Source organism: Paenibacillus sp. FSL W7-1088 (assembly GCF_037969855.1).
Classification (GTDB): domain Bacteria; phylum Bacillota; class Bacilli; order Paenibacillales; family Paenibacillaceae; genus Paenibacillus.
The window spans coordinates 114365-128342 of sequence record NZ_CP150216.1 but is presented as its reverse complement, the minus strand read 5'-3'; the positions used below and the strand labels follow the sequence as shown (position 1 = coordinate 128342).

At 48.3% G+C, this 13978-nt stretch carries 11 protein-coding genes; 2 read left to right on the top strand and 9 right to left on the bottom strand.

Annotated elements, in window-relative coordinates; translation table 11 throughout:
• Positions 1-133: 133 nt before the first annotated feature.
• Positions 134-709: a DNA-directed RNA polymerase subunit delta gene (gene rpoE, locus MKY42_RS00600; RefSeq protein ID WP_076292187.1), complete on the bottom strand. Its 576-nt coding sequence runs from the start codon at positions 707-709 to the stop codon at positions 134-136.
• Positions 710-1173: 464 nt separating this feature from the next.
• Here rpoE and MKY42_RS00595 point away from each other — a divergent pair, with 464 nt between their 5' ends.
• Positions 1174-2328 (top strand): S8 family peptidase, encoded by a 1155-nt coding sequence (locus tag MKY42_RS00595; RefSeq protein ID WP_090905328.1) that lies wholly within the window; start codon positions 1174-1176, stop codon positions 2326-2328.
• Positions 2329-2572: 244 nt separating this feature from the next.
• Here MKY42_RS00595 and argS read toward each other — a convergent pair whose 3' ends face one another.
• The 7 genes from argS to speE all read right to left on the bottom strand — a co-directional run bounded on the left by argS (position 2573) and on the right by speE (position 10912).
• Positions 2573-4252, bottom strand: coding sequence for an arginine--tRNA ligase (argS, locus tag MKY42_RS00590; RefSeq protein WP_090905331.1), 1680 nt, complete (start codon positions 4250-4252; stop codon positions 2573-2575).
• Complete coding sequence (locus tag MKY42_RS00585) at positions 4249-4674, bottom strand: DUF1934 domain-containing protein (protein ID WP_063567645.1); 426 nt, start codon at positions 4672-4674, stop codon at positions 4249-4251. The genes argS and MKY42_RS00585 overlap by 4 nt, the downstream gene beginning before the upstream one ends.
• A 265-nt stretch (positions 4675-4939) precedes the next feature.
• Entirely contained in the window at positions 4940-5161 is a 222-nt protein-coding gene (locus MKY42_RS00580; protein ID WP_339847975.1) for a DUF6171 family protein, read from the bottom strand.
• A 77-nt stretch (positions 5162-5238) separates the two neighbouring features.
• Positions 5239-6720, bottom strand: coding sequence for an alpha-N-arabinofuranosidase (locus tag MKY42_RS00575; protein WP_090905335.1), 1482 nt, complete (start codon positions 6718-6720; stop codon positions 5239-5241).
• A 216-nt stretch (positions 6721-6936) separates the two neighbouring features.
• Positions 6937-8124 (bottom strand): hypothetical protein, encoded by a 1188-nt coding sequence (locus tag MKY42_RS00570; protein WP_090905337.1) that lies wholly within the window; start codon positions 8122-8124, stop codon positions 6937-6939.
• Positions 8125-9200: 1076 nt separating this feature from the next.
• Complete coding sequence (speB, locus tag MKY42_RS00565) at positions 9201-10070, bottom strand: agmatinase (RefSeq protein ID WP_062329643.1); 870 nt, start codon at positions 10068-10070, stop codon at positions 9201-9203.
• Between the two features lie 14 nt (positions 10071-10084).
• Positions 10085-10912, bottom strand: coding sequence for a polyamine aminopropyltransferase (gene speE / locus MKY42_RS00560; protein ID WP_090905341.1), 828 nt, complete (start codon positions 10910-10912; stop codon positions 10085-10087).
• A 298-nt stretch (positions 10913-11210) separates the two neighbouring features.
• Between speE and MKY42_RS00555 the strand changes: the two genes are divergently transcribed.
• Positions 11211-13289 carry a PBP1A family penicillin-binding protein gene (locus tag MKY42_RS00555; RefSeq protein WP_339847970.1) on the top strand — a complete coding sequence of 693 codons (2079 nt, stop codon included), beginning with the start codon at positions 11211-11213 and terminating at the stop codon, positions 13287-13289.
• A gap of 144 nt (positions 13290-13433) precedes the next feature.
• On the opposite strand, the gene MKY42_RS00550 is transcribed toward MKY42_RS00555, so the two are convergent.
• Entirely contained in the window at positions 13434-13937 is a 504-nt protein-coding gene (locus tag MKY42_RS00550) for a YwhD family protein (protein WP_090905344.1), read from the bottom strand.
• Positions 13938-13978 lie beyond the last annotated feature (41 nt).

Below are 13978 nucleotides of genomic sequence, written 5' to 3'. Positions count from 1 at the left end.
CACTTTTTATAAAAAACATAAATATTTTGTCGCTCATTCATAAGCCCATGCAATAGTTTACCCGTTACCCCGTCTGCTGTCAAGGCTGACTATGCGGGGAAAACGGGTAAACTATCGAGGTCAAAAATGACTGCTACTTATCGGAATCGTCGTCAAATTCACCCTCGTCTTCGGACTCTTCTTCATCGTCTTCATCGAGGTCTTCCTCTTCCAAATCGTCATCTTCAACCAGAACTTCTTCATCGCCATCTTCTTCGTCAAAGATGTCGTCTTCGTCATCATCATCGTCATCATCATCTTCGTCCTGATCATCGTCAGAATTATCGAAGTCTTCGTCGCTGTTGTAGCTGTCTTCCTCTTCCCCGAAGTCCTCATCTTCCAGATCATCGTCTTCATCGTTGATGATGCGCGGACGCTTCGCACCCGTCATCGTATCTTCCGATCCAGCTACCGGATACCAGCGCTTCAAGCCCCACAGACTTGTACCGACGCAAGCAAAACGGCCATCGATATTAATCTCGGTATATAGCTGGGCGATAAACTCGTTAATTTCTTCATCAGTCATTCCGCGCTGTTTAGCTACCTCATTCATCAAATCACGGTAGTAATACGGCGTATTGGCCGCTTTCAGCACCATAAAGGCGAGGTCCACCAAAGGAATCTCTCTGACCTTTTCTTTATCAATTTTCAAATTGAGCGAGGTACTCACTGACAGACACTTCCTCTCACACAAAATTCACTTTATATCCCTACGAACTGGAACGTTACGTATAACATATCCATTAACAAACCTAAGTAAAACCTATTTAGCCTCAAAAAGCAAGTTTTTATGTATGGATGTCTCATAATTCCAAGAAGCGACTTCAAACGAGCAATGTACAGACCCGTAAGAGACATCTAACTCGGGGACATATCACCCTTTGTGCAAAAAAAACATCATCATATAAAAAAGACGGAGTCCCCTCCGCCTTCTGACTGTATACCCTTGAAGGATCGCTCCTCACCAGGGTCCCCGCAAGAGCCCTCTAGCCCTCCATCCATCATATGTCCCTGCGCCCGTTTTGACACGAAGAGAACGTGTTTTTTGTAAAAAAAGGGCAGGTTCCCCATGCGGCGGGATCAATGCATTCATAGAATACCTCAGCATGTTCATCCCGAAGGGGGCTGCCCATTATGGACTATACTGGTTTTCTACATCAATTGGTTGAAGGAATGCAACGTCCCGAACCAGAACAGGGGCGGCGGTACCTGATCCGGTTCGCCAAACCGAAGCAATATGAAGCCTGCCTCGTGGAACTGTCGCGGATGAGGAATGAATTTACGGATCTTGGTATGGTACGCTCTTCCCGGCTGGCCCGCTCCATTATCGCCCCGGTGCATGACCCAGAACAGTTATCTCGCTACAGCGATGAGATTACGGTAGAAGAAGATGTACCCATCTCCCTTCATGCCACCGCGCTTCACAGTAAACCGAGCAGTGCTCAGGGCATACCTTGGGGTGTCAAACAGATTCATGCTCCCAAAGTATGGTCCGTATCCACAGGACATCGGATTAAAATCGGCGTGATTGACACAGGTGCCGATTATCAACACCCGGATCTTCGCTATTCGCTGGCACGCGGAATCAATCTGTTAAACCGCAGTCTACTTCCTCATGATGATAACGGTCATGGCACTCATATTGCCGGAACCATTGCCGCAGCCAATAGTATGGCAGGTATGATTGGCGTTGCTCCTCGCTCCCTGATCTATCCGGTGAAGGCATTCGACCATAATGGTTCGGCCTTCGTGTCAGACATTGTGCTTGGCATCGACTGGTGTGTGCGCAATCGGGTCGATATTATCAATATGAGCTTTGGCATGAAAACGCGCAGCAAAGCATTGCTTGATGTTGTGAACCGTGCCTATCAGGCCGGGATTGTCATTGTTGCATCGTCAGGAAATGACGGCAAACGCCGCAGCATTGATTATCCGGCACGTTATCCTCAAACGATATCAGTTGGGGCAACCGACAAAAACCGGCGGATTGCCTCGTTCAGTAACCGAGGTGCTTACGTCGATGTATACGCGCCTGGGGACAAAATTGTCTCCTCCTGGGTGCAAGGCAAGCACCATGAGATGAGTGGCACCTCCATGGCGACATCCCACGTCAGTGGCGCCATAGCGCTCTTGCTTGCGAAGCACCCCGGCCTGTCGCCAGCCGAGATCAAAATGCTCGTGAAGCGCGCGACCGTTCCGCTGCGCCCACGCAAGACCTCCACCGCGAAGAGCAAAATACGCGGTGGCGAGATTGACGCCCTCAAGCTGATGCAGGAGGGCGGAGGGTAACCAGCGCTGCCTGCCGCAGGGAGCCGTTCCGTGAAGCATCACTAAGCGCAGCACTGCTGCGTGATGTGATGCTTCACGGTGGTTGCCCACGGCGGCAGGCAGCGCTGGCTCTGGGTGCCTCGGGGCCGTATGAACTCGGCCGCGGGCACAGCAAAAAGTCTCCATGTCCACGCTGCATTGCAGGCGTGGTGCATGGAGACTTTTTGCCAAAGCCACAGGCGGTTGTGCACCGCCAGGGCTTGAATTACATTTTGTCCGGTGCGGATACGCCCACCAGACGAAGCGCTGTTGCGATGACGGTGCGTACAGCACCGATCAGCGCCAGACGCGCCTGGGTTTGTCCCGCGTCTTCAGTAATGACGCGCTCTGCACGATAGTAACTGTGGAACAGGGATGCCAGTTCATATACATAACGAACAATACGATGCGGCGCATATCCCGTAGCAGCAGTTGCGATTTCTTCAGGCAGTTCACCCATTTTGCGAAGAAGGTCATATTCATGTTCCGTGGTCAGCTTCGAAAGGTCGATCTGTGCCAATGGCAACAGCTCAATGCCTTGTTCTTCTGCCTGACGGTATACGCTGCATACCCGAGCGTGAGCATATTGTACATAGAATACAGGGTTTTCATTGGACGTCGAAATCGCAAGGTCCATGTCGAAGTCCAGATGAGAATCCATGCTGCGCATAGTAAAGAAGTAACGAATGGCATCAATGCCTACTTCGTCCATCAGATCTTCCATCGTTACCGCCTTGCCTGTACGCTTGGACATCTTCACTTTCTCGCCATTCTGGAACAAGCTCACCATTTGTGCAATCAGCACGACCAATTTCTCAGGATCGTTGCCCAGTGCCTGCATGGCCGCTTTCATCCGTGGAATGTAGCCATGGTGGTCTGCTCCCCAGATGTTAATCATCGTGTCGTATCCACGGGCATATTTATCACGGTGATAAGCAATGTCCGGTGTAAGGTACGTGTACGTACCGTCATTTTTGATCAAAACACGCTCTTTATCGTCACCATACTGCATCGTTTTCAACCAAGTTGCTCCGTCTTGCTCATAGATTTCATTACGATCACGCAATTCGTCAAGCACACGCAACACTTCTCCGTTATCATACAGCGAAGTTTCGCTGAACCAGATGTCGAAATTGACGCGGAAGCGATTCAAGTCACGTTTGATCTTGTCCAGTTCTTTCTCCAAACCAAAGTCGCGGAAGTAAGCTGCACGGTCACCTGGATGCATGGACAGCAAAGAATCGCCTTTCTCAGCCACTAGCTCCTTGGCAAACCCTTTGATATCCTCACCGTGATAACCGTCTTCCGGCATCTCTGCGTCTTGGCCCAGTTCCTGCAAATAACGAGCTTCAATGGAACGAGCCAGATTAAATACCTGGTTACCCGCGTCATTAATGTAGTATTCGCGTGTTACATCATATCCCGCATAGTCGAGGATGTTGCAAAGCGCATCACCCACAGCCGCTCCACGCGCATGGCCCAGATGCAGACTGCCTGTCGGATTGGCACTGACAAACTCCATCTCGACCTTGCGCCCTTCACCAACATTGATTCTTCCATAATTCTCACCCTGCTCATGTACAAGCCCCAGCACAGGGTAGAGATAACTCTTGTCCAACTTAAAGTTAATGAATCCCGGTCCGGCAATTTCCGCTTTCTCGATTCCAGCTTCACTCAGGTTGAGATTGGCAATAATCTCTTCTGCGATCTGGCGTGGATTACGCTTGGCAATCTTGGTCAGCTGCATAGCGGCATTGGTTGCCAGATCGCCGTGTGTTTTCTCGCGTGGTACTTCAAGGGTGATGGTCGGCAGATCCTCCTGCGTAACAATGCCAGCAGCAACAATGGCATTGCCGATGGCTGTACTTACCCGTTCGTTAATCGTATCTAATGGATTACGTGTCATGAAATTGGTTCCTCCTGTATATGCAAACTAATCGCGAAATGTCCGGATTCTTCGTCAAAGCGGTAAAAGTCGTAGCTCCACGCTGCGCGTGCGCTCAATCCCTGAATGGAAAGTTCCAGCTCCTGTGTATGCGTGGACAAGGCAAACGACATATACGGCGAACGGTAAAAACCAGGAAGCTTGCGGTTTAACTCAAATGTTTGCTCCGATTCCACCTCGCCGTGACGTATAATCTTGATGGATTGTCCGCCCAGCTTCAATGTTGTTCGGGTAATACCGCCCTCGGGTCCAGCCTGTGGCTCTTCATAACGAACATAGAGCACAGATCCCTTCAACACGGCTTCACCCTGCATTTCCTGCAGTACATCTTCACCTTCATAACGGCTGTGCAGCCGGATCTGAACCGGTCGCATGTTCGACATGAATGTTAACCTCCATTATATTCGAGGCGACGCAAAATCAGGCACGGCCGGTGAGAACAGCCCTTCCTGTATTGTTGTGCCGCTATACGCGCTCATATTCCCGGATAGCTCGCTATCCTACACTCTACTGTATAACTATATCCAGTTCACCCGCTCAATTCAAATCCAAATTCAGAGTTCTTGCCCATCAACGCCAAAAAAAGCAGAGCCACACCTGTAAAGTGCAGCTCTGCCTTGCTTCATTAATAAAGAAATATATTCTGGATCAGGTCCATCGCGGCTCATATGGAAACGGACAGGTCGACTCTACCAGCTTGGCGCGAACCTGTACGAGACACCCACAGTAACGGCAGGTTGTACCGTATTGTAACCCTGGACAGTTATAGCAGGTAGATAAACGCCGCTCATATTCAGCATCCTCGACGGCTGGACGTGAACGTGAGGCAAGCTCCACGAGCCGGGCCATCTTGGCTTCACTAATCTTCACATCATATTGATCGTTACATCCCTTGCATGGTTCCCGTTTCCCAGCGCTTCTACTCTGCACGGATGAATCCATACTGATTATCCCTTTATAGCGACCACACCAACAGAGGCCGGAGGCAGTACAAAACGCAGTTTGTTATTTTCGAGTGTAATACCTTTCCATTCCGCCGGTTGAACCCGATCCGGCTGTTCAAATGTGTTGAATGCACTATAATCGGCATGATGCAGAATTCGTCCCGTTACAGCAGAAGCGTCCGTTGATTCAATCTGACAAACCACTTCAAGCTCATCCGTATGACTAAGGTTACACGCAGTCACATGAATAACGCCATCATTGCTGCGAGAAGCTGACATACTCAGTTGAGGGATGGTCTCTTCCCCGAAAGTGTATCCAGGGCTCTCGTAATTCAGTTCCAACCGCTGCGCGTCCATGTGCACCTGATACATATCAAATACATGATATGTAGGCGTAAGCAGCATCTTCTCTCCTTCTGTCAAAACCAACGCCTGGAGCACATTAACGATCTGGGCCAGATTAGCCATATGCACTCTTTTATTGTGTTGGTTGAAAATATTCAGATTGATCCCAGCAAGTACAGCATCACGCATCGTATTTTGTTGATACAGGAACCCTGGATTCGTACCTGGCTCAACGTTATACCACGTTCCCCACTCATCTACGATAATACCGACTCTGCCCTCAGGATCATATTTGTCCATAATCTCGGAGTGCTTCACAAGTAACTCTTCCATATATAGCGTCTTTTTCAATGTGGTGAACCATTCAGCTTCTCCAAAACCTGTAGCCTGACCTTTATCTGCCCACTCACCTGTTGGAATGGTGTAATAATGCAGGCTGATTCCATCCATAAATCGACCGGCCTCCCGCATTAACACCTCCATCCAGTGATAGTTGTTGTCATTGGGGCCGCAGGCAATTTTATAAATTTCATTCCCGGAATAATTGCGTACATATGTAGCATAACGACGGTACTCATCTGCGTAATATTCCGGACGCATATTACCGCCGCAACCCCAGTTCTCGTTCCCCACTCCAAAGTATTTCAGCTTCCATGGCTCTTCACGGCCGTTGCTCTTCCGCCAGTTCGCCATCGGTGATTCCCCATCAAACGTGATGTATTCCACCCATTCCTGCATCTCCTGCACCGTGCCGCTGCCCAGATTGCCACTGATATATGGCTGCGTATCAAGTAGCTCACATAATCTCAGGAATTCATGCGTGCCAAAATGATTGTTCTCTTCCACCCCGCCCCAGTGCGTATTAATCATCCGGGCGCGTTCACTTTTGGGACCTACGCCATCTTTCCAGTGATACTCATCGGCAAAACAACCGCCAGGCCAGCGAAGTACGGGAATACGCAGTTTTTGCAGCGCAGTAAGCACATCATTTCGAATACCTTCCGTATTGGGAATAGGTGAGTCCTCCCCCACCCAGATGCCTTCATAGATACAGCGTCCCAGATGTTCTGAGAAATGACCATATATATTGCGATTTATTAATCCTTGTTCCGAATCTGCCTTTAGAATAACATCAACCATAATTTCAACCTCCCAAATAGTATTGTTATCGCTTACAATAACGTGTTTCCGAACAGGATTCAACCGTTTTTATTTAAGCAAAAACAAGCCCTTTCCGGCTTTTTTTGTCCGGAAAAGACTTGTTTGTTTGCGCTGGCCTCATCAGGCCAAATAAGTTAAGATTTATACCCTTTTAGATTGAAATCGCCTTGAAATTATTCCATGGCATGACGCCATTTACTCGTTTTCAGCGGGCAATAACATTTTTTGCTTCCATGTTGTTCCACCATCTGTCGTCTCATAAATCGCAGGAGAATTGTCGCTGGTTACGACGAGCCAGCCTGTTTTGGCAGAAGGAAACGAAATGCGGGAGCTATAACCTGGATCTTTCAGGTCGATATTTTTCCACGTGGAACCTGCATCATATGAACGTCCAATCCCCACTTTGCCTGCTGCAGGTGATCCTGCGGAGAGATAGGCCGTCTGATTACCAATCAACGCCATGTTCCCTGGGTGACCCCCTGGGTCTGCGGGGCCTTTTCCATTCCCTGTGCTGCTTGCACCTGGGGCAGGGCCCCCACCTGCTGTGGATTGAGCAAAGACCTGTCTCCACTTCTTGCCCTCATTCCCGCTCGCGTAGAGAGAATATGACTGCTGGGACATTCCTGCGTCGCCATACAGAAGAGCCCATACCTGGTTACCGTTTGCGTATAAGTCTCCACCACTCCAGGTTGTTGATGCCACTTTCAACGATTGCGTCCAGTTCTTGCCGCCATTACTTGTCTGCATGATACGGTAACCCGAACCAGGAACCACTACAATAGCATAACCTTGCTTCTCAGTCGCAAACACAGCTCCGCGTGTATTGGCTGGTGTGGAGATTCGATTCCATGTTGCACCGCCATCCTTCGTCAAATAAGCTCCATTATAGGTGTATCCAAAGCCTTCGTTTTTATTGCGAAAATCAATTCGTTTAAATGGTATGCCCTTCGTATCCATCCGTGTCCAGTGCGCACCACCATCCGTTGAGCGGATGAGATACGTCGTTGGAGAATCCTTCACCTGTGCCAATGCAAATCCATTCACATTATTGGGGAAATCAAGTTGTGTGAACTGCCATTGCCCCGTATAGATGGACTGCCAAGTACAGCCTGAATTCGATGTGCCAATGAGGAATCCCTCACCAGCAGCCCGTCCGGTTGTATTGTTCAGAAAATCGATATCCGTAAATTGCAGTCGTTGGTCTTCCACACCACTGCCTTTTTTCAACGTAGCCGTTAATCCGTGATCTCCACTTCCACATGTGGGGGAGGATGCAGCGTTAGCGCCGGGTAGAGTATGTACCGGTCCCAATCCCCAAGCCAGTGTTACCGATAGTGCAATTGCGCCAATCCGTTTCCATGTCATTCTGCTCTTTGTTGTCATTGTGACACCTCCTTCTATGTTTTTACCCTATTTTGCAGGATTTAACGTAACAATTTGTTTATCGCGCGTGACATTATTGCAATAAAAAAACCACTCATGCCCACATCTTTTATCTCATGGGCACGAGTGGTTCATCATGAATCTCTACTAAGAGCTGATTTAGATGGGATATGCCTTAAAAGCAATGATCACAAAAGTGATACTTAAAACAAGGCAAAGGGCAAAATGCAATTTATTGTATTTAAGTGTCCTGATGCTAAAGGCAGCATATAGCATGGCGAGATTAGCCAGTATTAACGTTAAATTGATGAACATAGTCATTGTTAATATAAGATTGATGGTAAATATAATAAGTACCGCTACGAACCATTTGGGATACATACTCAACTGAGCCCGGATTGCATGCATAACATAACTCCTTTCCTCTATTTCCATATTATACATAAATATTAAGATAGAGTCATCCCAAATGCGTGTTTTCGCTTAACTCATGGGCGGAATTATATATACAACAAATGGTAGAGAGACAGGAACGTACGTGCTATAATCGGTGTTATGGACTTTGAATAACGGTGGATGTTTTCTTGATCACGGCGCAGCTTCCCGAAAGGGGGTGACGTCGATGGTCAATCTTGTGGCGTTGCTTGATGTAATCCGATGGATTGCTGCGATCCTCAGTCTAGTGCTGAGTATCCGTAAGCTTTACCGTTGGTTGCGCAAAAAGTTTCGTAGCAAGCGAAAACCCACCTCATAAGGTTGACAGCCTGACGGTGGGTTTCGCTTGAATCGCAATATTTAATTCATGCACGCCGTGGCAGTTCACAGCCTTTCGGGGTCCTAAGAGTCTTTACCGTTGGTAGCGGTGAAGACTCTTTTTAGTATATGGTCGAACCCGATCACCATATACTTCACGAATGTAATATATCAATTAATATACTACTGATTACTGTTGTTGTCAGTATAACACAGTCCAGAAATGAGGTTCAACAAGTTAAGATCAGGAGACGATCATAAAAAAAGCCCTCTCCTACGCAGACTTCAACCTGACGCAGACAGAGGACGCTGTTTTTTTGCGATTACTTCACGAATCCAAGCAGCATTTCACGGATCATCTTCGCAGCCACAATTTGTGTCTGTTCTGTAGGATCGTAAATCGGCGCCACTTCCACCAGGTCACAACCGACCACATTTACATCTGATCCTGCGATCATGTGGATGGCTTCAAGCAGTTCCTTGGATGTAATGCCGCCCGCTTCTGCTGTTCCTGTACCCGGAGCTGCAGACGGATCAAGCACATCGATATCGATTGTAACATACACAGGACGGTTACCCATTTTCGGAAGAGCTTCCTTCATCGGAGCTGCCACTTCAAACGGATAGAAGTTTATGTTCTCCCGTCCGAATTGGAACTCTTCACGGGAGCCGGAACGAATTCCGAACTGATAAATATTTTTGCCGCCCATCAGTTCAGCTGCTTTACGCACTGGTGTGGAGTGAGACAATGGCTCGCCCTCATAGTTTTCACGAAGGTCGGCATGTGCATCAATATGAATCAGGATAAGGTCCGGATATTTTTTGTACATTTGCTGAATAACAGGCCAAGTGACGAGGTGTTCCCCGCCGAGACCAATCGGGAATTTGCCGTCAGCCAGCAGGCCACCGATATATTCTCCGATGACTTCGAGACTGCGTCCTGCGTTACCGAAAGGCAAAAGCAGATCCCCAGCGTCAAAGTAAGTCATGTCCACAATGCTTTTATCCAGGTAAGGGCTGTACTCTTCAAGTCCAACCGAAGCCTGACGGATATGGGAAGGACCGAAACGGGACCCTGGACGGAAGCTGACGGTGTAATCCATCGGCATACCATAAATGACCGCTTTGGAGTTCTCATAATCCTCTGAACTACAAATAAACACGTTACCTGAATAAGCTTGATCCAATTTCATCTCATTATTCCTCCTTATTTCGTAAGGTCTTCCACGAATTTAGGAAGAACGAACGCCGCTTTGTGCAGACGTGGAGAGTAGTATTTCGTATCCATCTCTGGAATCTGCGTCTCGTCCACCTCAAGCGGATTATGTTTTTTGCTACCCATTGTAAAAGTCCACAGACCACTTGGGTACGTGGGAATATTACAGCCGTACACATGTACGATCGGGAAGATTTCTTTAACGTCTTTGTTTACCTTTTGGATCAGATCCGCTTTGAACCACGGGTTGTCCGTTTGAGCAACGAAGATCCCGTCCTCTTTCAGCGCTTCATAGATGCCTTGATAGAAACCGCGCTCAAACAGCGGAGCAGCCGGACCTACAGGCTCTGTAGAGTCAACGATGATTACATCGTATTCATTTTTATGCTCTATAATATGCATGTAGCCATCGTTCACCAGCACTTCGACGTTAGGCTCGTCCAACTTACCGGCGATTTCGGGCAGATACTTTTTGGAATATTCAATCACTTTTCCGTCGATTTCGACGAGAACTGCTTTTTCTACAGCAGCATGCTTAATGACTTCACGGATAACTCCGCCGTCACCGCCACCAACAACCAGCACCTTTTTCGGATTCGGGTGTGTGTTCAGCGCAGGGTGAGCCGCCATTTCGTGATAAACGAACTCGTCTTTTACCGTCGTCATGACCATGCCGTCAAGCAGCAACATATTGCCGAATTCTTCGGTCTCTACCATAGCCAGATCTTGAAAATCCGTCTTTTCGCTTACATAGGTCTGCTTAATCTTCGCGGTGATTCCGAATGCGGGGGTCTGTTTCTCCGTAAACCACAATTCCATAATCTCTACCTTCTTTCCGTAAAGTTTATATAGATTAAATTGACCAGAGCGTACATAGCGTCTGACTAATCAAAGAATCCAAGCACTGACAATGGGAACTGTTCGACCTTCCTTGCTTATGGTATGTTGTGCCGAACTGTACCTTTTCATTACCCTTTTGCATTATACGCGATTGACGTTTATACTGCAAAACGGTTTTTTTCTGCAAAAAAGCTATATTTTAAACGGTTAAACAGGCGGATTGAATATCCGTGTCACTGAATTCCCATACTGGAAAGAAAAGAAAGGAGCCCGTCCCATGACCCAATCAAGCCAAAAGACCCGCAAACGCGGGTTCCGTATATGGAAAGTCATCAAAAGCCTGACTCTGCTCGTTATTCTCGGCCTAATCGCCATGGCAGCAGCATTGGTCTATCTATACGCCACCAGCCTGCCACTGGCCGACTCCGATCGCAATTCCAGGCTGTTAGACAGCCAGGGCGAAGTCATTGCCACTTTCTCGGCAGGCGGCAAAGACTCGGTACCCGTGCAGTTGGGAGATATCTCACCTGATTTGGTCAACGCTACACTTGCTGTAGAGGACCGCAAGTTCTATGATCATGTCGGCTTCGACATCCGAGGAATGGGACGGGCTGTACTCGTCAACCTGGAACATATGCAGATGTCCCAGGGCGCAAGTACACTGACGCAACAGCTCGCGCGCAACTTGTATTTGTCCCATGAAAAGACATGGACCCGCAAAGCCAAGGAAGCGATGTACACGGCACAATTGGAGATGAAATACAGCAAGGATGAAATTCTGCAGATGTACCTCAATGAAATCTATTATGGTCATGGCGCCTACGGGATCGAAGCAGCCTCACGGATGTATTTTGGCAAATCCGCCAAACAGTTGACGCTTGCCGAAAGTGCCATGCTTGCAGGAATCCCAAAGGGGCCGACCTACTATTCTCCATATAATCATATGAAGAACGCGAAGGATCGTCAGAAGGTTGTATTGAATGCCATGGCTGACATCGGCAAAATTACGCAAGCGGAAGCAGATAAAGCCTATGAGGAAATGCTATCGTTCAAGCCGGAAAGTGAACGCAAAACCGTAGAAAGTGCACCCTATTTCCGCGATTATATCCGGAATCTGGCTATCAAGGAGCTGGGGATCAGCGAAGCGATGCTGGATCATGGAGGATTGAATATATACACCACGCTGGATCTGCGTGTACAAAAAGCGGCGGAAGACGCCGTAGCCAAAGGCATGGACGCCAAAAGCGAGCTCGAAACCGCTCTGGTATCGATCGATCCGCGTACCGGATATATCAAAGCGATGGTGGGAGGCAAAAATTACCGCACCAATCAGATTAACCATGTACTGGCGACTACACGTCAGCCGGGATCTGCTTTTAAACCCATTATGTATCTGGCTGCCCTGGAATCGAAACAGCTCACCAGTGCGTCCATGTTTAAAAGCGAGCCGACCCTGTTTCATTATGACAATGATCGCAAGACCTATAAGCCCGGTAACTTCGGTGATAAGTATTTAGGTGAGATTGATCTGAGACAGGCGATCGCCGCTTCGGACAATATCTACGCGGTAAATACGATTATGCAGATCGGACCTGAACAAGTGGTGAAAATGGCCAAAAATTTAGGGATTACGAGCAACATGAGCCCGGTACCTTCCCTTGCACTCGGCACCTCGCCTGTTAGTCCATTGGAGATGGCTTCAGCATTTTCCGCTATCGCAGCAGGTGGGCAAAGAACACCTCCTGTAGCCATTCTGCAAGTGACGGATGCCGCAGGGCGAGTCATCTATGAAGCACCTCAGACCAAGGCCGAGAGGGTGGTTGAACCCGCTGCTGCTTATGTATTAACACGGTTGATGGAAAGTGTGTTCGAAAATGGAGGTACGGGTAATCGGGTATCTGCAACGATTAAACGGCCTGTCGCCGGCAAAACAGGGACGACCAATACGGATGCTTGGCTAGTCGGCTTCACCCCAGAGCTCTCAACGGCTGTCTGGGTCGGTTATGATCAAGGCAAAGCCATTTCCACATCCGACGGGCGTCGTGCGGCACCTATGTTTGCCCAATTCACGGAACAGGCCCTCGCCAGTGTTCCACCGAAGATTTTTATCGTACCGGATAATGTCGTCAGTGTATATATCGATCCCGAATCCGGTAAACTCGCTGGCAATGGCTGCGCCGAGAAACGGCTGGAAGTTTTTATTGATGGCACGGAACCGACCGAGGTCTGTCGCAGCGCTTCGGACGATTCGGGTTCAGAGAAGGATAAAGACATTCGCGAGGTGCAAAACCAGCAGGGAATACAGGAAGAGAAGCATTCATGGTGGAAGGATTTCAAACGCTGGTGGGTGGAATGACCGAAGTGACGTAAATACGTAATGACGTAATTGCGTCAGTGTCCGTAAAATTTAATTTTAGCATAGAAGCAAAAGCCCCGAACCGATCATCTCGGTCACGGGGCTTTTGGTTCTTCTTTTTTGAACAACTTGAACATTCATGAATTAGGCGAGCGCTTCTTTCAATTCATCTGGAGAAGCGTTCCACCATTCTTCGTTATGCGTAGTCAGCAGCGTCTTGAGTGCCGCGCGATCCTCAGGTCCAAGATCATCGAGCATGAACCGGCGCTTCATGGCATAATCCATGCGATTCACATGATCGGCCAGCAGTTTCCATCCACGACGCGCTTCTGTATCAATCCACATCTCACACGCAGTTGCTCCGCCATAGAACTGTCCCTGTTCATTACGGTCCACAGCTACCCATACCAGCCATACCTGGCGCCCATTGGGTACGTCCTCACGGTTGGTCGAGAACTTGATGTTACGCTCTACCTTGCTCTTGGCATGCATCGCGCCAATATCGATCTTGGCTTCTCCGTTATCAATAATAACTGGAGACAGGTTGTTCAGATCAATGGAACCTGCACCGAAGCCTTTGTGTTTGCTCTTTGCACTAACGATATTCAAGGCAATCTGTTTTTTGCCGTTTTGCTCGTTTTGGTCCATGTTTATAGCCTCCAAGGGTTGATACAAATATTTTAACTAAT

Coding starts and splice junctions, on each gene's coding strand:
- MKY42_RS00595 (WP_090905328.1), top strand. CDS start 1,174: ATGGACTATACTGGTTTTCTACATCAATTGGTTGAAGGAATGCAACGT.
- argS (WP_090905331.1), bottom strand. CDS start 4,252: ATGACACGTAATCCATTAGATACGATTAACGAACGGGTAAGTACAGCC.
- MKY42_RS00585 (WP_063567645.1), bottom strand. CDS start 4,674: ATGTCGAACATGCGACCGGTTCAGATCCGGCTGCACAGCCGTTATGAA.
- MKY42_RS00575 (WP_090905335.1), bottom strand. CDS start 6,720: ATGGTTGATGTTATTCTAAAGGCAGATTCGGAACAAGGATTAATAAAT.
- MKY42_RS00570 (WP_090905337.1), bottom strand. CDS start 8,124: ATGACAACAAAGAGCAGAATGACATGGAAACGGATTGGCGCAATTGCA.
- speB (WP_062329643.1), bottom strand. CDS start 10,070: ATGAAATTGGATCAAGCTTATTCAGGTAACGTGTTTATTTGTAGTTCA.
- speE (WP_090905341.1), bottom strand. CDS start 10,912: ATGGAATTGTGGTTTACGGAGAAACAGACCCCCGCATTCGGAATCACC.
- MKY42_RS00555 (WP_339847970.1), top strand. CDS start 11,211: ATGACCCAATCAAGCCAAAAGACCCGCAAACGCGGGTTCCGTATATGG.
- MKY42_RS00550 (WP_090905344.1), bottom strand. CDS start 13,937: ATGGACCAAAACGAGCAAAACGGCAAAAAACAGATTGCCTTGAATATC.